Annotated in this window: 19 protein-coding genes; 8 read left to right on the top strand and 11 right to left on the bottom strand. The window is 38.3% G+C overall.

Going from position 1 to position 19,856, the window contains the following annotated elements:
- Nucleotides 1-14 precede the first annotated feature (14 nt).
- The 4 genes from VB733_RS03385 to VB733_RS03370 all read right to left on the bottom strand — a co-directional run bounded on the left by VB733_RS03385 (nt 15) and on the right by VB733_RS03370 (nt 1,861).
- Nucleotides 15-554 (bottom strand): hypothetical protein, encoded by a 540-nt coding sequence (locus tag VB733_RS03385; RefSeq protein WP_323338688.1) that lies wholly within the window; start codon nt 552-554, stop codon nt 15-17.
- Nucleotides 555-745: 191 nt separating this feature from the next.
- Entirely contained in the window at nt 746-940 is a 195-nt protein-coding gene (gene rpsU, locus VB733_RS03380; protein WP_095722724.1) for a 30S ribosomal protein S21, read from the bottom strand.
- A gap of 219 nt (nt 941-1,159) precedes the next feature.
- On the bottom strand, nt 1,160-1,465 hold the full coding sequence (locus tag VB733_RS03375) for an RNA recognition motif domain-containing protein (protein ID WP_096617836.1): 306 nt from the start codon (nt 1,463-1,465) through the stop codon (nt 1,160-1,162).
- 243 nt (nt 1,466-1,708) lie between these two features.
- On the bottom strand, nt 1,709-1,861 hold the full coding sequence (locus VB733_RS03370) for a hypothetical protein (protein WP_323338687.1): 153 nt from the start codon (nt 1,859-1,861) through the stop codon (nt 1,709-1,711).
- A 114-nt stretch (nt 1,862-1,975) separates the two neighbouring features.
- Between VB733_RS03370 and VB733_RS03365 the strand changes: the two genes are divergently transcribed.
- From VB733_RS03365 to VB733_RS03355, 3 genes are all read left to right on the top strand, one after another.
- Entirely contained in the window at nt 1,976-2,758 is a 783-nt protein-coding gene (locus VB733_RS03365; RefSeq protein ID WP_323338686.1) for a putative hydro-lyase, read from the top strand.
- Nucleotides 2,759-2,838: 80 nt separating this feature from the next.
- Entirely contained in the window at nt 2,839-3,795 is a 957-nt protein-coding gene (locus VB733_RS03360) for a DUF4392 domain-containing protein (RefSeq protein ID WP_323338685.1), read from the top strand.
- 1,046 nt (nt 3,796-4,841) lie between these two features.
- Nucleotides 4,842-5,477 carry an NYN domain-containing protein gene (locus VB733_RS03355; RefSeq protein ID WP_323338684.1) on the top strand — a complete coding sequence of 212 codons (636 nt, stop codon included), beginning with the start codon at nt 4,842-4,844 and terminating at the stop codon, nt 5,475-5,477.
- Between the two features lie 215 nt (nt 5,478-5,692).
- Here the strand turns inward: VB733_RS03355 and VB733_RS03350 are convergent, their stop codons facing one another.
- The 5 genes from VB733_RS03350 to VB733_RS03330 form a co-directional block, all read right to left on the bottom strand.
- On the bottom strand, nt 5,693-6,943 hold the full coding sequence (locus VB733_RS03350; protein WP_323338683.1) for a hypothetical protein: 1,251 nt from the start codon (nt 6,941-6,943) through the stop codon (nt 5,693-5,695).
- A gap of 32 nt (nt 6,944-6,975) precedes the next feature.
- The gene (locus tag VB733_RS03345) at nt 6,976-10,368 is read right to left on the bottom strand and encodes a molecular chaperone (protein ID WP_323338682.1); all 3,393 of its coding nucleotides are present in this window, start codon (nt 10,366-10,368) and stop codon (nt 6,976-6,978) included.
- A gap of 202 nt (nt 10,369-10,570) precedes the next feature.
- Entirely contained in the window at nt 10,571-13,180 is a 2,610-nt protein-coding gene (locus tag VB733_RS03340; protein ID WP_323338681.1) for a dynamin family protein, read from the bottom strand.
- Nucleotides 13,181-14,013: 833 nt separating this feature from the next.
- Nucleotides 14,014-14,475 (bottom strand): ArsC/Spx/MgsR family protein, encoded by a 462-nt coding sequence (locus VB733_RS03335; RefSeq protein WP_323338680.1) that lies wholly within the window; start codon nt 14,473-14,475, stop codon nt 14,014-14,016.
- A 60-nt stretch (nt 14,476-14,535) separates the two neighbouring features.
- Nucleotides 14,536-15,162, bottom strand: a complete 627-nt coding sequence (locus VB733_RS03330; RefSeq protein ID WP_323338679.1) for a cupin — start codon at nt 15,160-15,162, stop codon at nt 14,536-14,538.
- A gap of 963 nt (nt 15,163-16,125) precedes the next feature.
- Here VB733_RS03330 and VB733_RS03325 point away from each other — a divergent pair.
- The 5 genes from VB733_RS03325 (at nt 16,126) to VB733_RS03305 (ending at nt 18,509) form a co-directional block, all read left to right on the top strand.
- Nucleotides 16,126-16,545, top strand: coding sequence for a hypothetical protein (locus VB733_RS03325; RefSeq protein WP_323338678.1), 420 nt, complete (start codon nt 16,126-16,128; stop codon nt 16,543-16,545).
- A 91-nt stretch (nt 16,546-16,636) separates the two neighbouring features.
- Entirely contained in the window at nt 16,637-16,921 is a 285-nt protein-coding gene (locus tag VB733_RS03320; protein WP_323338677.1) for a hypothetical protein, read from the top strand.
- 2 nt (nt 16,922-16,923) lie between these two features.
- A complete protein-coding gene (locus tag VB733_RS03315) occupies nt 16,924-17,235 on the top strand; it encodes a hypothetical protein (protein ID WP_323338676.1) in 312 nt (103 codons plus the stop codon).
- Between the two features lie 188 nt (nt 17,236-17,423).
- Nucleotides 17,424-17,759 carry a hypothetical protein gene (locus VB733_RS03310; protein WP_096618548.1) on the top strand — a complete coding sequence of 112 codons (336 nt, stop codon included), beginning with the start codon at nt 17,424-17,426 and terminating at the stop codon, nt 17,757-17,759.
- A gap of 381 nt (nt 17,760-18,140) precedes the next feature.
- The gene (locus VB733_RS03305) at nt 18,141-18,509 is read left to right on the top strand and encodes a hypothetical protein (protein ID WP_323338675.1); all 369 of its coding nucleotides are present in this window, start codon (nt 18,141-18,143) and stop codon (nt 18,507-18,509) included.
- Nucleotides 18,510-18,576: 67 nt separating this feature from the next.
- Here the strand turns inward: VB733_RS03305 and hypB are convergent, their stop codons facing one another.
- Nucleotides 18,577-19,449: a hydrogenase nickel incorporation protein HypB gene (gene hypB, locus VB733_RS03300; protein ID WP_323338674.1), complete on the bottom strand. Its 873-nt coding sequence runs from the start codon at nt 19,447-19,449 to the stop codon at nt 18,577-18,579.
- The gene (gene hypA / locus VB733_RS03295) at nt 19,440-19,781 is read right to left on the bottom strand and encodes a hydrogenase maturation nickel metallochaperone HypA (RefSeq protein WP_323338673.1); all 342 of its coding nucleotides are present in this window, start codon (nt 19,779-19,781) and stop codon (nt 19,440-19,442) included. The genes hypB and hypA overlap by 10 nt, the downstream gene beginning before the upstream one ends.
- Nucleotides 19,782-19,856: the final 75 nt, after the last annotated feature.

The following is a 19,856-nucleotide window of genomic DNA, read 5'->3' as shown; positions in this document are numbered from 1 at the left end:
TAACTTAGCCCAATCTATGCCTTCAGTTTACCAGGTCGAATATATGGCGAATTAAGCACCTCTTGTTGAGTGTATTCTTTTTGGCGGTCTTTGGAAATTGCTATATAATCATCTGTAATCCAAGTGTTTAGAGCCAGTAAGACTTTTCCCTGGGAAGTGGGATTTGGGAAATCTATAATTTTGTCAGTATTAATACTGTTAATAGTAAGTAGGCTTTGTAACTTTGGCTGAGTTTGCAGTGGATAAATCAACATCTCCACCGAACCTAAATTTTTACCTTTAGCAGAGACACACAGAAAGGGTGCAACATTCCAGCCAGTCGGTATTGATGTCTTCCCCAAAATATGTTTCCAGATATTACCTTCTATTGGCTTAAAAGCTGCAACAGTTTGCACTTGTGGGGTAATTTCCGATTTGGGGTTAGGTGAAACCGTTGGGGATGGAACTGGTGGTTTCGTATCGTTGCTACTGGGAGCTTTCTTGAAAACAGACTTAAAAATAAGTGGCGATAGCGCCAACAAAATAAGAGCGATTAATAGGTGATAGACTCTCAAAAAAATTCTCCTCTCAATCTAAATGCACACTTTGCAAGTAAATACTACCTGCAAAGGGTTAATTTGTGTCCAAATTAAAGATACATCTAGAGAGGTAGATTTACGCAACAAAAATCTGATTAGGGATTGGGTATGGGGAAAAATTGGTAATCTCCTAAGCGCGATTTCCTATTTCCCTTTTCCCTATTACCTTATTTGAAACGTCCTCGCATTCTACGGTTTTGTTTGCGGCGAGCTACAGCTTTACGCTTTTGCTTTTGCAAAGGGGTTTCAAAATGACGCTTGGTTCTGACATCTTGGAGGATACCAGCTTGCGAAACTTGACGTTTAAATCTTCGCAAAGCAGATTCAATCCCTTCGTTTTCGCCTAAAACTACTTGTGTCATGCGTATGACTCCTTTTCACTAGTGTGGATACTTAAACTTTAGCAGGCAAGAAAGACCAAGCAGTTGCTAGCAATCGCTGGAAACTGCTGGAAAGTAATTACAGCAGAATTTAGTAGTCAGAAGTAAAAAGGCTTGATACCGTGGCTTTCAAGCCCATGACTGTACTTTATTTACTTCCAAATTGCTGTAAGTATTAAATTTTGGTTTTGAAAACGGATTTTAGAAACGGCGACCACCACCACGGTTGCCACCACCCCAACCTTCACGTGAGGAACTTCTTTCTTCGCGAGGTCTAGCTTTGTTAACTTTTAAATCCCGTCCCATCCATTCTGCGCCATCTAGCCCTTCAATGGCTTTGTCTTCGTCGGCACTGCTCTCCATGTCTACAAATGCAAATCCTCGCATCCGACCTGTTTCGCGATCGGTGGGTAATTTGACACTGCTAACTCGACCATATTCTTCAAATACACGCTTTAAATCATCTTCTGTAACTTGGTAAGATAAGTTACCGACATAAATTGACATTGAGGAATCTCCAAAACCGGGATATGTAGAGAGTTAGATTCGGAGAAACCCTTTTAAAAGCTAAAATGATTTTCACAACCGAATATAAATCTTAGAAAGCTAGTATAGCAGATTATCTAAGCCTGCAACCTCTGATTTTTGGTAGAAAGGTAATGGGGGAAAGGGAAAATGAGAAAGGGGTAAAAGGTCAAGTTGCCAGCGAAAGGGGAAAATATTAAGTCATATTTTTGATAATTTCAACCTTTATGATTTAGCTGGTTTGAGTGGAATTTGGACGATAATTTCTGTATCAGTTGCGATCGCACTGAAGTTGTACTGAAGTAGTTTTGAAGTATTAAGTTTTACCTCTATCTTTTCTGCTATTAATTTGAGTAGCAACTCATCATAGCTAATCATGTACTTTTACCAGTGTTTTTAGTGATAAACCATAGGTTAAGTATTTGACAGACACTTCTTCTATCATCCAACCAAAATATACAAATATAAATTGTTTCGTCGATTACCTTTACTGTGAACAAATTCCTCACACCTTCTGAAGTCCGTCAACTCTGTCGAACAGAAGATATAACAACACCAACACCCGGTTTAGCCGCAGGCTATAACCAAGCAAATTTAGTCATCTTACCCCATGCAGTCGCATTCGACTTTCTACTATTTTGTCACCGTAACCCCAAACCATGTCCGGTATTAGATGTAACTGAAGTGGGTAATCCGGAACCTCGATTGGTGGCTCCAAATGCAGATTTGCGGACTGATTTACCTCGCTACCGGATTTTTCGCCATGGAGAACTGATACAAGAAGTCACTCACATCAAGGATTTATGGCAAGATGATTTTGTCGGATTTCTCATTGGCTGTTCGTTTTCCTTTGAATCGGCAATGTTGGCTGCAAATATCCCGGTACGTCACATCGAAGAAAATAAAAACGTACCCATGTACAAAACAAATATTTCTTGTCAACCAGCAGGTATATTTTCCGGTTCTCTGGTTGTTTCTATGCGCCCCCTGCCTGCCAGCGATGCAATCCGAGCAATCCAAATAACCAGTCGTTTCCCCAAAGCCCACGGCGCACCAGTACATTGGGGAAATCCAGAAGAGATAGGCATTACTAATATTAACCAACCAGACTTTGGTGATGCAATCACAATTAATCCTGGCGAAATCCCCCTATTTTGGGCATGTGGGGTGACTCCTCAAGTGGCATTACTGCAAGCAAAACCAGAGATAGCCATTACCCATTCACCTGGACATATGTTTATTACTGATATCAAGGACGAAGATTTGACTAATTAGTAATATTAAGTTCGGTTAATTCAGTTATCATTAATTTTTCTTTGCATCCTCCTGTCTCCCCATTTTCCCATTCATCCAAAGTGCGATATTCACAACAAATTATCGATAAAATAACCCAATTAGAATTAATTTGCGGGCAAGATGTAGGTAGAGGGATTCAACCACTTGTTGAGGCTGCAAAAGGTGGTTTACTAGGTGCTGTCTATTCGATATGCCAGCATTCACAACCTCATGTAGTTATTATTACTGGTTTTTATTTGCCTCACGGTGACTTACCAGCAGCAGAAACGGATGGAATTATAGGTAGTGTTCAATTAGCAGCAGCATTATTACGTGTTGGTGTCATGGTGAGAATAGTTACAGATTCATTGTGCTTTCCCGCAGTTAGAAGTGCTGCTTTCGCCGCAGTGATGCCGTTTCCAATCAATCCGTCTCATCTAAATTTTGATATTGTGCCCATCAATCCAAATGGAAGTGATGAAAAGGTTGTTTCGTTGTTAAATTCCTGGGAATCTTTACCAATTCCTGTTACCCATGTGATATCGATAGAACGTCCGGGTCCCAGTCGGGATGGTATTATCCGGAATATGCGCGGACAAGATATTACTCCCTACACAGCACCATTACATTTATTATTTAATTCCATTAATAATTTATCGCCTATTACTTATATTGGCATTGGCGATGGTGGGAATGAGTTAGGCATGGGAAAAATTCCCAGAAATATTATTTATGATAATATCCGACATGGTGAAAAAATAGCTTGCGTTACTAGTTGTGATTATCTGATAGTTTGTGGTGTTTCTAATTGGGGAGGAACTGCTTTATTGGTGGCGCTAGCTTTGGTAAATAGCGGCTGGAAGACAGAAATCAGAGAGCAGTTAAATTTAGAGATTGAATTGAATATTTTAGAAACAATTGTTAGGAATAATTTAGCGGTTGATGGAGTGACGGGGAAAGCAACTTTGTCAGTAGATAGTTTACCTTGGCACTATCATGCGAAGGTATTCGACAAGTTAAATAAATTCATTGATTAATTGATTTCTTGATATTATCTATTCGCTGGAACTTCAGTGTAAACCCTGCGATTGCTAAAACGAACCCATTTTTATTCATAATTTTAGCCCAGTAGGGGTAGACTACTGGGCTGTAGAAAAATATTTAAGGTCGCCATTAATTACGTTAATTGTGTTTTGTAATTGGGTAGATGATTACGTTCCACAATCATTTGTATTTATGTGCGATTCTGGTTACAAATTAATAGTAATTAGAACTAAGGTGAACAAAAACACAGTGATTACTGTGCCTGACTCCGACAGGAGACACTCGTCGTCGTCATGAAGTAAATTGTTATGTGCCTTACAAATTACAATAGCATAATCTAAAAAAAATATTAAACAATATCTCCAAGAAAAAGTTAAGAAATATGTAGAATAAGAGATAGAGATAAGTAAATATATCTTTAATTGTTGAGCGAATTATTGAGCTTGCTGAAGAAATATTACTCTCGTTTTTAATAACTAAAAATACCAAATATTGCAAAAAATAAATATTTGTTTATTTTCCTACAAAAACGTAGTTTCTACTCAGAAAGGCTGTAAACAATAAAGGAAATATAAAATTAGTTTTGTGCCGTATATACAGGGCATCAACTCTACAGCCTTTAATGCTTAAGTGATAGTTGAGCTAGGCTTGGGGAATATATCCATCATTGAAATTAGATAAATCCCAGTTTGAGGCGGGATAGGCAGGCGAATTCCGCAAAGGTTGGTGAATCAAAATCTAGTGATTTTATATTTTTGGAATTGGTGGGGAAAATTCGTGAGTCATATTTTGGGGACAAACTGTGGGGGAAATCCTTTTGAGGCTAACTTTATCTAACTAAGTATTTCTTGACAGATGCTAAATGCGATCGCTCATTTTTGGCGAAGTTCATTGATTTGTGCTAAGTGCGAATTATCTGATGAAGAAACAACTTTTAGGAAAGAGCTACCGATCGCAAAATTTACCCAATTCCAACCCATATACCCTCAATTTAAATCTCAATCAAATAATAATTACTTACTGAGGAGCCGTATCAAAAATGCAGTTATTTCCACGACCTCAGATGAATAACCAATTACGTTTGCAATTGGAATCTGAGACAGAAGTAGAACCACCATCTCTTCAGCTTAGTGATGAGCCTGAGGTTTCCCGCAGCAGGCGGAGAAAACCCCAAAATAGAAGCGATCGCGATCGTGTAGCTATTTTTATAGATGGTGCTAACCTGTTTTATGCAGCAATGCAATTAAATTTGGAAATTGATTATGCGAAATTACTACGCTGTTTAACTAAAGAGCGCCAGTTGATTAGAGCTTATTTTTATACAGCCTGTGATAGCAGTAACGATAAACAACAGGGATTTTTATTGTGGATGAGTCGCAATGGCTACCGGGTAATTAGCAAAGAGTTGATTCAATTTCCGGATGGTTCCAAAAAAGCCAATCTGGATGTGGAAATTGCCGTAGATATGCTGGTATTATCTAAGTCTTGTGATACTATCGTGCTTCTCAGTGGAGATGGCGACCTTGCTTATGCTGTCAATTCCATTGCCTATCAAGGGGTACAGGTGGAAGTTGTCAGTTTGGGGTCAATGACGAGTGATAGTTTAATTAATGTTGCTGATGCCTATACTGATTTGGAAGAGATGAAGGGGAAAATTCAGAGAAAGAAGGGGTAGCCTCAGGGTGACGCGGGGATGCGGGGATGCGGGGACGCGGAGATGCGGAGATGAAGAGAGGCAGGGATGTATTTTAGTCACCAGATTTTGGAGAAACGATATTAGTTATACTCAGAACGGCTGAAATTTTGACTTCAAAAATGGCTATTAGTGCTTATTTTATAAGTATTTAGCTAGCTGCTAATGGCTAATAGCTAACTGCTCACAGTATATGTTTAGGAAGAACGAAATAAAACTCTTCCTGGCAGCACTTCGTCGTTAATTTTGGCGTAGACTCGCAAACAGGCAGATACTTCGCCGGGTATGCCACCAATGTTAAGTAGTAAGTCGTCTTTTGAATAGGTGTAAATATCTGCGTAAGTACCCCACAAAGGGCGAATTTGAATTTGATACCCGGCATTACGAACTCTATCAACGACTGTATCGAGGGTGCGACGAGTCTCCTGTTGCAATTTACCCCACCATGAGTAGCGATCGCATGGCGGCAAGTATACTAATGAGTGAATCGCTTCGTCTAAGTCTAGTCTGGCGCGCAGGGTGGCAATGGGGTCGGCATTTTTGGTGGTAATTTGCACGCGGCGAAATCTTTCCAGTAATGCGGTTGCATATTTTGAGCGTTCGGAATCGGATTGTAATGACCGCACACCAAATCTATCGACACTTTTGAGGGCATGATGTAGTAGTGGGTCGAGATGTATCAATTTTATCCACGTTGAGACAATGCCTGCGAGAAATTCTATTTCGGCTGTTGTATCTTCTGTGACTAGTTGGGATGATATAGGAATGTGATCTGAGAGGCATAATCCATTACTGTTAATGCTTCCAGCTAAACCTGGATACATAATTTCACTACGATTAAATGGTATTTGTCTATACAGGTCTTTTTCTTCCGTAGCCCCAACATCAGTCGCAAATTTCAAAGTGCGATCGCGCCAAATTTGAGCTTGTTTTTCTGGTATTCTGAGGAGTAGGCGTTGGATTTCGTTCCACAAATCCCCATCGCGATCGCTATAAAATTCGTATTCACCGATATATTGTAGGAGTTCTTTATCTGCTTGTAATGCTGCAATTATATTTTGTAGTTTGAATTGTTTTGTAATTTCGAGATGAATATTTTCGCTGCTAGCTTCAGTAATTGGTTCGAGTGCATCTTCCCAATTGAGATAATCTTGAGTGGCAGTATCTATTGTGTTTGGTGTGTCGATGTCATTGATTTCTTCAATGCATGACTTTTCATCTAAATAATTGCTTGCTGATGCGGAAGGGAGATTTGCAGATAGATTTTCCGTAAGTAATAGCAAATCCAATTCTGCAATTAATTCTGCACAGACAACAGTACCCAACTCAGCAGCATCAATCGATTGCAGCGCTTGTTGGAGTTGAGTGCGTAAACCCTGTAAACCTAAGCGTAAAACCCAAGCGAGACGGGAATCTTCAAGTGCTAATAACTTGTGGAGATTTTCCATAAAAGTTTTGATTGCTGATGGCTGAGTTTAATTTAATGTTCTCCTGAAAATGGATCGCGTTTTGCTTCAATATCATTTGGTTGTGGTTGCAGTATGTCTCTAAATACGCATCCGGCTTGGAGAAGACAGTCGCAATTATCTGATGTCCAATAGGGTATTTCAAAGGCATGGACACGTAATAATCCTTTAGATGTGAGGGAAACGTAATATCTACAGGGATATTCGCTGTTCACTTGGGGTTGGCTGAGTTCTCCAATTAATTCCCACTGGTTTGATTTCGGGTTGTGATATTGAAAGTAAAATGTGTGTTTGCCACTCGCGGGAAAGGGTGGTAATTCGGCAATTAATCCCGTAAATTCGGATGTGCTATCTTCTTCATCACGAAAGATTTGTAGGAGGTTGCTGTAATCTTTTTCGCCAGCAAATAAGAGTGTATGGGCATCAGTTTTTAAGGCATTGGCAGATTCGACAACATTTACAGCAATATCACCTGCGACTTTACCATCTTCAGTAATAACGGCTGTGATATTTATAGTTTTGGCTGCGTCAATATAGGGAATATCTTTGGAGATGAAGTAATGGGGAGTGCCGCGACAGAGTAATAAATCTATTTCCAGCTTTTGATTAATTTCAAACTGAACTTTGATTTGATTTTTGAAGGCATCTTCACCCATTCCCAAGCTTTTGCGGAGGGCATCACCGTTGTAACTACCCCACAATTGCGGTTTGATATTTTCAAAATCTTGACGAATAATGTTGTTGGTTAACTGCATTCCTTGCCAAGCACTACGAAATTTGGCGATGCCATCCCCAGCTTCCAGTTGGTATAATTGTTGTCCAGCATGAAATATTGGTTCGGGACTAGCACTGATAACTTCGCGAGTAAAGGAACAGGGTAGGAAGTAAAAGAGGTTTTTAACATCTATATATAGTTGGTTGGCTCCTTTTCGCAGCAATTCTTTTGATTCTTTGGGAGCAAAACCAAGTTGACGCAATTTTTCGGCAAAACATGCCCCTGCTGATGTCGCGAGTTTGGTATATTCAGGTTCAAAGGTGACTCGCTCGTGGTTCCAAATAAAGTAATCTGATTGGCTAAATACACGGTAAAGTTCACGCTGAACTAATTCGAGGTTACAGGTTTTACCGGAAAGAATTAACCAATCGACTTGTTCTTGATTTTTTTCTGTGTGCCTATGGTGATATTGGGGAGATGTGGGCGATTTATCCCCAAGAGCATTTTCGATCAATCCTTGAGCGATCGCAACTGCTTCTTTGATGACTGGTAGGGTTGCTTTTTCAAATTGTTCGATGGTGATGGTGACACTCAAGTTATCTAAGATGGCATTTGGTAACTGAATGTCGTTTTGGGCAAGGATGTCGGCGATTTTATGTCCATCGAGAACATATAAAGGTTCGGGTGCGTCTTTCTGGCGCTTTTGCCCTAATGTTAATTTGGCATCCTCGGCATGTTCCCACAGGGTGTAGAAGGTTTGGGCACGGGTGGGTGAGTTTTTCCACCGGGTAGGAATGATTTTTTCGGCGGCGTTGAGTGCTTCTTTGTAAGCGTCGTCTTCGCGAATTTCTTTATCGACGCATTCCAATAACGAATATGGTTGAAATTTACCATTATTCAGAAAGCGATCGCTCAATTCTTCTGGTTGTACCTTTAAAATATCTTTAGATAGTCTTTCGTCGGCAACTGCACTCAATAGACAATCGGCGACAGATACCTTTAATAATAAAAATAATCGCAGGGTAATTAATTCGCCACCCAGTTGCAAATGCCCGGAGGAACCGAGTAATTTGGGTGTGAGTTTATAGTATCTTCCCCCATCTCCCCTATCTTCTCCCGGTTCAAAAGGATTAATTTCTTCCAAAGTCAGGCGAATCAAGGCTAAATCTGTAGTTCCGCCGCCAACATCCAACACCAAGACATTTTGCCACCATCTTTCACCATCCTTGCGACAGCGACTTTTGAAGGATTCAATTCCCACATTCAAATCACCACCAAATTCCCGCCACAAAAAGAATATTGCCACCGAAACGGCTTCATCATAAGCCATTTGTACATCCGCAATATCGAGTTTTTGCACTAAGTTCTCGATTTCCCGTCTCACAAAGGGGGAAGCAATTGTGGGATATGTCACCACTGCCCGGTAAAAATTACCCTCGGAACATTTACCAGGGTTGCTTTGACGATACTTTTCAGTTAATTCAATTAGGTGTGCGTATGCCGATTGCAATAATGTATTGATGGGTATGGATTCCACATTCCCATCCAAAGTAATTTTACAGGTTCGCTCTTGTCCAAAATAACGTTTCGGCGAATGCAGAAATCTACCTTCAATATCATCTTCACCCCGGCGAATTGCATCTAAACGGTGCTGCTTGGCTTGCTCCCCCAAAACAACATTAACTTGAGTAGATGTATTTTTAAATACACCTTCCGCCAAACTCATCACCTCCAACTCACTGGGAATTTCGTGTTGACGGCGATTTTTATCTAACTCTACGGGTATTAAACTTTGCCATTCTAAGGCAGGAACGCGAAAAACTTCATGATATATCTGGTTTAAATTTTTGCTGGCTGTACGTCGAAACCAATCTAAGCGCTTACCTAAACAGATTTCGATTTGGCGGATAACTTCGAGTAACTGGTTACTAGTAATCCCCCGCAGCAAAAGTTCGCCAAAATTATAACGATTTGCGTGCTGAGTATTGGGAAAATCCTTACCCAACTCACTCAAAAACTTCTGCCACTCAGTTTCCCAAGCCGCCCGATTTGTACCTGGAACTTCCTCAATTGGGCGATAATTTAACCATAAGGAAATGCGATCGCGCAATCGTGCTTCCTGTTCTCTGGGTAATGTGTCGGGTGTAACTATAACTTTAGGGTCATAAAGTGTTACTGTCGAATTGGAAGTCCCGAAATCAATGGCAAACCAACCCGGATAAGTAATATTAGACTTCATTGGTGGCACTTCGGCAGGAATCAATTGTGCAGTCATCTGAAACCGAGCAGATTCATTGGCAAAAGTCCAAATATTGCACTCCGTCGTGGTTTTTTTCATGGCAGTCATGAGGGGATTTGCTGTCATGTCGGAGTCAAAATACTCCACAGTCACCACCAATGTACAATTGACTCCGGCAGGCAAAGGCTTATTCCAAGAGCATTCTGACTGTTTTAGCCGTTGTGGACTAGTTAATCTCAACAGGTTATTCGTGCTAAAAGTGACACTTCGGTAAGAATTTTGAATTGCGATCGCTAAATCCTCTGGCATCCCGGCGACAGTAATTTGAATCCGGGAAATAAAGGGTAAATTATTGCTTTCATCGGGTTTGATTTCAATAACAGGCAAAACTAGGAGATTATTTTCCTTGGCACGCAATTGGTAGCGATTTAAGAGTTCGATTTTAATGGGCATTTTTAAGAATGTTGAGTAATGGTAGGCATTGCTGCGTCTAGAGTTCTTAATTGCGTCGCCTTGAAAGCGAGTATTGCGTAGCTTGCTTCTGGCGGAGCGAGTATTGCGAATTGCGTAGCTTTAGCTTCTCGCTCTGCGAGTATTGCGAATTGCGAATTGCGAATTGCGAATTGCGAATTGGGGGAGTCTCCCCTGTGCGTCTTTAATTATGGGGATAGGAAATTGTCACAATTTGCGAAAGTGCATCTAACCAAGGCGGTTGCTGGGATGTAGTGCGTTCTTCTCCGGCGGCAATATATCGAAGTAGGGGTTCATTTTTGGATTTGAGTAAATCCTGTAAACTATCGACAATTTCTTTAGTGGCAATGTTAAATGAGCTTTTGACTTGCTTAGTTAACTGACTGACATACTGAACCAAATGTAATCCCGAACTGGCGGTAATTTCGTCGCGCAATCTCAAAACCGCAATTTGATGATTGAAAGGGCGAGCGGTAACTGTGTACCTTTTTTGAGGACTCCAGTCAAATATTTGACCATGATGATGATTCCCATCCTTCTGTGCCAGAGGAAATAGTGCCTGGGCATCAATGGCTGTAATACTTCCCCCTAAACCACTGCGCTCAACAACTAATTTTTGCCATTTACTGGCAGGTTCAATTGCCCGGAGTAAATTCCTGTAAACTCTAGCTTGCTTATTACCAAAATTATGGAGAATATACTGTTCCATCTCCGGCAAAATAATCGAATTCAGCTTACTACGTTCAAGTTCAACATTACGTGAGATTTTGGCAAATAAATCAATCACAGCTTCCGTCATCCTGTCATGGGCAAAAGCTTGCATCTCCCGCAAAGTTTCCACAAACGCCGGGTAAAAATCCTCACTTTGAGTCGGTATCAAATCATCAAAATCATCTTCCTCAAAAAACCGCTCACTCTTAGTCAAAGAAATAATCCCGTTTTTAGTCCTATCAAGTAATAAAGTCCACTCACTCCAATCAAAAAATATCTTATTGGTGAGTTCATCCTTGACAATATCGCTTACCGCAATCCCACTACGATTGCTAATTATCGGTTGTTTCTCCAAATCATCTTGAAACTGCCTATAAATCGTCACCAAATTTTCAATGACTTGTCGCAGCGTCACAAAAGACGGATTTTCCACCACAGGCATATAGGCAGTAATTTCCTGCAAAGAATGCTCCAGATTCATTTGCTGCTTCCGTAGCACCTCCGCACTCCTCTGGGCATCCTCCACCAACTGCTTCATCCCATGCACAGCAACATGTTCCTTCAATAAAGAACGCAACCTGCCCACACCACCATCATCAACATAATCACTCAACTGCTTCGATAGGGTACTATTCGCTGGTAAAAGTTCACTCAACTGTTGCCACTTGTCACGCGATCGCAATTCGTCTAATTTATTAGGTATCTCTAAATCTGGTAAAAATTCCGGCGAGCAAACCTGAACAACCCGTGAAATCTCCGCCAACTTATTCAAGCCATACAACTGCGACAGCAAAACAATATTCTTCTTCTCCGTCGTCAAATTCCCAGAACTTGCCATAATCAACTGCAAAATCGGCACTTGCTCCAAAACCATCTCTTCCGAAAGTGGTTCGTTAAATACCGAAAATATGGCGGCATCATCACCCGGCTCCGACACCTGTTGTACCAAAGTATCCAGGGCGCGTTCATCACTAGTAGATAACGGTAACTGATTAAACCTGCCCACCCCAACAATAATTCTATCCTTCAAATCCTCACCCTTGTGGCGCTCCAACATACTGCGAATTTTTGCCGCAGTCGCTCCCCCCGGATATCTCCCATTCAACAGCAGTAAAATTGTTTGCACCTCCGCCAACTCGCGCAATGACAAAAAAGTATCCCGCACACTCGAATCAGCCGCACCCAAACCGGGAAAATCCAACAAAATAAACTCATTTGTCCCCTGTAAAGACGACAAATCCCAAATTTCCCGTGACACCTCCACCGTCACATCAATCCGGGCAATTAATGAGAATGTCTGTTGCAAATCTTCCGCCGTCGGCTCCAATAAATTATTCCAACGTCGATAAGGTATAGGTATTCTTTCAAACTCAAGTTCAAGGATATTCATTGGCGCTTCCGCCAGTCGCAAGCCCTTTTTCGCAGTCAGATGTTCCACTTGGTAACTGCGATCGCAGATATCTGTACCATATAACATATAAGTACGGACAAAAATCACCACTTCCCGTAATAAAGAGCGCAACTCTAAACTCTGGGTTTGATTCCAAGCCAATTCGCACCAAGTCAAAATACTCTTGGTATCCACAAAAGTCGTCGGTTGCAAACTTCGTAATGTCGCAATTGGAGAAGGAGGAAACTTGGCGGCAATCGCCCGTTGTTCGACTTCCTTGAGCATGTAGCGCAGACACTCACGCACACCATCGTGGGATAAATACTGAACGATGAAATGTCCGATTTTAGTTGTTTGTAAATTAGCTTGCTGTACCAGATGAATAGCGGTGACATTGCCAGTCGTCGGGGTTTCACTAACTGGTAACGCATCGGCATAGCCAATCAAACTACCCAGGAGCAAGGTTTTCCCACTACTAAACTCCCCCATAATACCAATTTTTACCGGCGAAGCAGCTATTTCTACCGTTTTTTGAGCATGATAACCAAGATTTTGGATTAATTCATTGATTGTCGTTTGCACCCAAGCTTGTGGAGGTGGAGGATTTTCGGAAACTAGATGCAAGCATTGAAGTATTGATTCTCCATATTCTTTATAGCGACGCAATTGTTCGACAGCCATATCGCTTTTCATTGTTTCCTCCTTTAGCAGAGTATTTCCCCAGTCGCAGTTACAGAGTTTATATATTTTCTGTAGATAAAATAAATTTTTTGGCAAAACAAAAATCTCATTCTAATGGCGATCGCTAATTTTGTCGCGATTAAAATTATTAATTAATGATGAAATTTTCTCGATGCTTACTTCAACTTATACGTGCAAGTTACCGACAGTAGAATATCCAGCAAAAAATAGTAGTAAACTTATTAAAAATTTACATAAGATTCACATAAATTTTATAGACAATTCATGAAAAACCTATTACTTAAATATGAGCTTTACATCATCTAAAATGCACCCTAACAAGCTCAAATCAAAGCAGAACAAGATTTTGCTGGAATATTAATATTGGTTTTTAGTTTCACTAATGTAATGGATGTAACTGTATTTTCCAGCAATCAAGCACTAGTGAAGATTCACAGTTTGGTAATACAGTTAAGACATAGTATAACCACTTATTTCAAATTCGCCAAATATTTTTAGATATCCTGATGCGTATCCCCGACTTTTTCCAGCAGCCAGAGATATTAGTTTTCATATTAAGCAGTAACAACAATCATATTCTCATAAATTTAATTAAAATCAATGTATAAAAAAGTGATAATTTAATTTTCTGTGTAAATTAAAAATAAGCAAAATAGTTTATTTTCAGGAGTCTTGCAGAAACTTACAAACAAATAATTAGGAATATTATGTATTTTTTGGTGACTTATGAATGAGTATCAAATAAATTATGAGTGATAGCATGTAGAGAAGTTACATCCCACTTCTCTACAAACCTCCACCGTGCTAGCAATATCCTGTAGAAATTAATGTTTACATTTTCCAGGTTCGTGATGATGCTCATTCCCGTGAGCGCAACCTTGCAAATCTTGACGCATTAATTCCTCGCTAATGGCTTGCTGCGAAGCATCAACAGGTTTAAGTCCAATCCAAGCGTCAATCCTATCAATATCAAAACCAACTTCCCGGCGATCGTCAACTTGAATCAAGGGACGACGAATCAGCAAAGGGTCTTGTATCATTAACTTTAAGGCAGTATCAGGATCAATTTTTTCAGGAACCACCTCACCTGACTTAATACTGGGAGCAGCTTTATTAAACCAATCTGTTATCGGACGAGTTCCAAAAAATAGTCGTAATGTATCAGGTGTCCAGGCATAAGTGCGAATATCGTATGTTTCTAACTCATGTCCCGCAGCCACTAACAGTGTTTTTTGCTTAGTATTATTTTTACAACCTGGTTTTTCGTAGAAAATTACCTTTGCCATTACTTTCCTCCTATTTTGTGATTGCTGACTGGTTACTAGTTATTAGCTATTAACTAGTAATTAAAACCTTCTAGCAATATGATTAACTGGGTCAAATTCTAGTCTCCGTGTCGGATCAGTTTCACCATAAACATTAAAAGTTACTGTAGGTTCATTTCCTACCGCTTCTACACAATGAATAGCATCAGGAGTAAAACTAATAATATCACCTGGAAATAGGGTTAATTCTCCAGTCTGCTCAATTTTGTCTGATTCAATATTAACTTCCGAGTCTGGATGAGATTCACGTTTCCAAAATGTATTTTTTTCTTCTCCTTTCAATATCGCTATCACTCCCCAAGTACCGTGGTTATGAATATTTGATTTTGTTCCTGGTGCAAATGTTACTGTTTGTACAGTAAAAGGAAAACCTAACTCATCATATAAAACTAAAACCGAAGTACCTGTTTGTGAAGATGCTTCTAAATATTGACTTTGCACCCAGTAAGAATTAATAATTAATCGCCTGACTAACATCCGAATATCAGGGAGATATTTTGACTCATCTTCCGCATCCATAAGTAGATTTTCTAATTCTGTCAAAAACCTATGAACACGATAGTTTTCACGCAGTAAATCCCAATTACGAGCAGTTTTACAGGCTTGATACTGACCATTTCCAGTTACAAGCCAATCTCGATTTTTCATACTTTTATTGAGCTAATAAGCTTTAAATACCCACTGATAATTAGAGTAAATAACTTATTAAACTTAGTTTTAGTATCCTATGTGCAAATTTACAATCTAATTATGCGGAAATTAGAAGTGAGTAATTATAATTCATCATCATTGATACCAATAATCAATCATTTATCCAGCAATTAGATTGATTAGCCTCTATATTGGATAGATTTAACTCTGAGATTATTTACTTCCTCAAGTCTAGAGAATCATTAATTATTAATTTATCACTTTTATCTATTTTTTTCGATATAGTTCATAATTTATGATCTTGAATAATTGTCCGTGGATAACATTATATTTAAATGAGCGATCGCAATTTAGAGAGAATTATCTCTTGTACCTCTAAATGCAGACGAGAATTAATTTTTATGAATTAACTTTGAGTACATAAATGCAAGTCCCCTACTCTAAAAATACTAGTTCCTCACCTCAAAAATACTAGAACCCCTACCCACATAAATTCTTGTATTACTTATCAAATAAGAGTTTACAGCTTTGAGTGCTAAAGTAATAATTTTAATAATATTAATTCGAGGCTTTGAAAATGTAGTTGATGCAGGTGACTGATATAAAAGCAATAGGATTTACGCAGAGATTCCCCTCTACCCCCCTGCAAAGGGGGGACTTCTTAACCCCTCAGAGATAAGAAATAAGTTTGTGTAAATTAGCTCACAAGATTTATATTTTTTTAATTATAGTTTTTGAAATTCAAATATCCAGATTGAATAAACCATAAAAATCGATATTCTAGCATATCCACATTGTAAAAATGTAAAAGCATTTACCAATTACATACGTGTGATTGTTTTTTATTTTTAGTAAGTAGATTTAATTAAATCTCAAACCCAGAGGGAGCAGACTATACTCTCTTTATTAGTTTTAATTGTCAGCGCTTATCTTAACATTGCCAAGTGAAGGATAACTAGGATGAATGCCAAATTAATAAATATTCTCACGGTTAGTTTGGTCACTTTTGCTGTACTTGTTCCAGAAATATTAGTATTTGGATTTATTTGGCAAAATCATTTGCAATTCGAGCAAAATAATTCTCTAATTAGCTCAGGTGATAGCTTACATAATAATTATGTCAACAATATTTTGTTAAATACAACAGATGTTGAAAAAATACCGATTTCAAATGGAGAAAACCATGGATTTATAGATTGGCTAGATACATTTAAAATTATCTTGCTTCTCGAATTATTATTATTTTCTCTTCCTATGGGATTAGTATTAATATTTTTTCTTTATGACCGATACTTGATTCATCGGAATATTTCCTATCAACAACGGGTAGAACTATTAGAAAAAATTTGGCACTATGACATAGATAAAAAAGAGAAATAAATTTATAAAAATTTATGCGAAGGAGAGATAAATTAAGCACTATTAGTTCAGCACAAGTAATCAATAAGCAGTCACTAATCACCTAACAACTATGAACGAAGCAACTACAAAAATCAATCAAGAAGAATCGCCAGAAAGATTAAATGAATATTTTGGCTTAATTGATAAATTAATTACTTGCCCTAATGGCGAAGAGCCACAAGTAATAGAAGCACATCCAGAATTACTAGATGCAGGGTTAATCCGCACCATGTTAAAAGTCGCAGCAATATTTGTGCATGAAGATAATCAAGAAGGCGCAGAATTTTTAGTTTACGTTGCTCGCGAATTATCCAAGCAACTTGGTTTATATCCAGACGTTTCAGCAAAGGAGTAATAATGCTTTTGTCTGCAAGAGAAGCTGGCAAAATAGCGTTAGATTTTCTAATGGAGGAGTGGAGTATTTCCACAGACGAAAAAGACTGGTTTGTGGTTTTGAGTTCGCGAATGCTTGGTCCCTACTGGTATGTAGTTGAAATTGGTGTTGAAGGACTACCAGATAAGTGGTTTATTCAAGTTTACGATACTGGAGAATGCGATCCCAATTATACTTTTTCTTCACCTATCCGTGGTTTGGAGAGATATATGGACTTGAAAGAAATGCCTTCAATCATAGCGGAAATAGTAGTTTCAGAGCGAAATTCGCGTTAAACTTTGACAAAAACAAAGTATTATTACTGAATAAACTTGTTAACTTACCTGCTCAAAGCAGGTTTTTTTGTAATGGTTAGAATCATCATCATTAAAGATTTATAAACATGTTTAAAATGTCAGGTTTAGATGACATTATATATGTTATATTTTGTAGTGCGAACAATGCTCATAAAATCAGTTTTGTTATGATTACTGAAGACCTTCTCGCTAGAGAATTTACGAGAATCATAAAACAATATTACCCAACAGTCGGTGAATTATTAGACGGCTGTTACGTCAAAGTTATTGTGTCTTATTGGGGAAGACCACCAAAACGTATTCGATATGTAGGGATTTATGCTTCGGATGAAATTATGCCTTACATCCAAGCTAAAAAAGAGGTTTTTCGGGAAATAGCAGATAATATGGGGTTAATGCAAGTTGTCTTTTTAAATGCATCAAGACTATTACGCGACCCCAAATCAAGTTTAAAAAATGCAGACCCACGTTTGTGGTTAGAACTACACTTGATAGCAGCATAAAGAGAGATGGTGTGTGTATTCTTGGGCATACAACTTTTCCAAGAGTATATCTATATTTATGTTGATTGCATCTGTGTAAAACAACAGAAAATCAGAATATTTCCAAGAAATTAATGAATTTTAACGGGCAATGCTATAAATGCGATCGCATGATAATTTATCTCTAGCGATTACAGCAACAAATCCCACTTTATCTAGCGATAATTGGCGATAAAGGGATAGTTTTGCAGCCAAAATTTACGAAAATTTAATGAGTAGAAATATATTTTTTTGATTGCAGAACTATCTTTAAAATTATCTGTTTAGATTTGAGATTTTATCTAAAAAATCGAAAATCTAAAATATCTCTTAGCTAGCCATAGGCTGGAAGGGGTTTTGATTATGAACAAATCTTCTCTTTCTCCCGACGATATGCCACCTGCTCAAGTGACGCAGCTTGATAGAATGATGCAGGTAGAACTCGAACGTTCGATTGGTAGATGTGTTTATGAAGGTTGCGACCAAATTACAAGAGCATTATTATCAAATTGTCAGTGGTATCTGACTAGCGAAGCATCAATATTGAGATTGGTAATTGATTGCCCTGATATTGTGAGTTATTGGCATATAGTCAGCAATATACCTCAAATTAGTAACCAACTTGAGCGCTTTTCTAAAAATGCAAAAATTCGTGTTTACCCGCCAGCAGGCAAGGGAATGCCATTTGAAATTAGCGTAAATGAAATATCAGCATATCGAGATTGGTTGTAGGCACAATTAATTATTAGTTAATGGTTAATACCAACTTATAATCTGAGAAATTAATTTTCATTAATTTCTATTGATTGAAAGTCCCTGAGATATTAATCATTAACCATTCATACCAAGAATTTAATCCTTCCCCATTTTTCACTGAAACTTGAAAAATTTTAATTTGCGGATTTACCTGGCGTGCATATTCAACACATTTCTCGATATCAAACTCTATATAGGGTAATAAATCAGTTTTTGTAATAATCATCACCTGACTAGCACGAAAAATATGCGGATATTTAATCGGTTTATCCTCGCCTTCTGTCACCGAAAGAATTACTACTTTGGCTGATTCACCTAAATCAAATAAAGCTGGACAAACAAGATTGCCAACATTCTCAATCATGACTAGGGAATTTAAAGGTGGGTTTAATTCTTGTAAGCCTTTATCCACCATTGCCGCATCAAGATGACAACCTGTACCTGTATTTATTTGAACAACTTTCGAGCCTGTTTCTTGAATTTTTTTAGCATCATTGATTGTTTCTTGATCACCTTCAATGACACTAATTAATAATTTTTCCTTTAAATCATTAATTGTTCGAGTTAATAATGTAGTTTTTCCTGCACCAGGAGAACTCATTAAATTTAAAGCCAAAATATTTCTACCTTTAAACCAACCCCGATTTTGAGCAGCAATTAAATTATTTTTAGCTAAAATATCAGCTTCTAAAGATATAGTAGTTCCATGTAGTTTCGCATGAGTATTTGCGCTCTCATGACTCACCTGTTCGTGACGATGAGAATGATGATGCAAATGAGTTATCACTGTACCATCAGCTAAAATATGGGTATGATGCTCGTCATTGTTGTGTAAATCCATAGTAGCAACATCACCTTTTTCTAAATTAGTGATTTTTGTATCACCATCATCAGAACATCCACAAGTTACACACATAGTTCTTCAATATCAATTTCTTTAATTTTTAATTCTTCGCCAGCAATTAAATCTAAATCGACACTGCCGCAAGTGCATCTACCAAATAATTGTTCCAAAACAATGCTATTACCACAACAGCGACATCTTGCTAAACCAGAAATTTCATTAATTTCTAATATTGCTCCTTCTAAAACAGTTCCTTGAGAACAAATATCAAAACAAAATCTGATTGCCTCAGGCATGATAGCCGAAAGTTTACCAATTTCTAATAAGACACGTTGTACTTTTTTACCTTGTGCATGTTCAGATGCGATCGCAACAATATTTTGAGTAATACCTAGTTCATGCATTGTTTATAGAGCATTGGGTAATTTGCTATGTATGATTAAAATTCATTATGAATTATCAAGACTATTAGCTATTAA

This window comes from Calothrix sp. UHCC 0171 (genome assembly GCF_034931845.1).
GTDB lineage: Bacteria > Cyanobacteriota > Cyanobacteriia > Cyanobacteriales > Nostocaceae > Brunnivagina.
Note: the sequence above shows the minus strand (reverse complement) of the source record. Positions and strands in the feature narration are given on the sequence as shown.

Coding starts and splice junctions, on each gene's coding strand:
- hypA (WP_323338673.1), bottom strand. CDS start 19,781: ATGCATGAACTAGGTATTACTCAAAATATTGTTGCGATCGCATCTGAA.
- VB733_RS03350 (WP_323338683.1), bottom strand. CDS start 6,943: ATGGAAAATCTCCACAAGTTATTAGCACTTGAAGATTCCCGTCTCGCT.
- VB733_RS03305 (WP_323338675.1), top strand. CDS start 18,141: ATGAACAAATCTTCTCTTTCTCCCGACGATATGCCACCTGCTCAAGTG.
- VB733_RS03370 (WP_323338687.1), bottom strand. CDS start 1,861: ATGATTAGCTATGATGAGTTGCTACTCAAATTAATAGCAGAAAAGATA.
- VB733_RS03345 (WP_323338682.1), bottom strand. CDS start 10,368: ATGCCCATTAAAATCGAACTCTTAAATCGCTACCAATTGCGTGCCAAG.
- hypB (WP_323338674.1), bottom strand. CDS start 19,449: ATGTGTGTAACTTGTGGATGTTCTGATGATGGTGATACAAAAATCACT.
- VB733_RS03320 (WP_323338677.1), top strand. CDS start 16,637: ATGAACGAAGCAACTACAAAAATCAATCAAGAAGAATCGCCAGAAAGA.
- VB733_RS03315 (WP_323338676.1), top strand. CDS start 16,924: ATGCTTTTGTCTGCAAGAGAAGCTGGCAAAATAGCGTTAGATTTTCTA.
- VB733_RS03330 (WP_323338679.1), bottom strand. CDS start 15,162: ATGAAAAATCGAGATTGGCTTGTAACTGGAAATGGTCAGTATCAAGCC.
- VB733_RS03355 (WP_323338684.1), top strand. CDS start 4,842: ATGCAGTTATTTCCACGACCTCAGATGAATAACCAATTACGTTTGCAA.
- VB733_RS03375 (WP_096617836.1), bottom strand. CDS start 1,465: ATGTCAATTTATGTCGGTAACTTATCTTACCAAGTTACAGAAGATGAT.
- rpsU (WP_095722724.1), bottom strand. CDS start 940: ATGACACAAGTAGTTTTAGGCGAAAACGAAGGGATTGAATCTGCTTTG.
- VB733_RS03335 (WP_323338680.1), bottom strand. CDS start 14,475: ATGGCAAAGGTAATTTTCTACGAAAAACCAGGTTGTAAAAATAATACT.
- VB733_RS03325 (WP_323338678.1), top strand. CDS start 16,126: ATGAATGCCAAATTAATAAATATTCTCACGGTTAGTTTGGTCACTTTT.
- VB733_RS03340 (WP_323338681.1), bottom strand. CDS start 13,180: ATGAAAAGCGATATGGCTGTCGAACAATTGCGTCGCTATAAAGAATAT.
- VB733_RS03310 (WP_096618548.1), top strand. CDS start 17,424: ATGATTACTGAAGACCTTCTCGCTAGAGAATTTACGAGAATCATAAAA.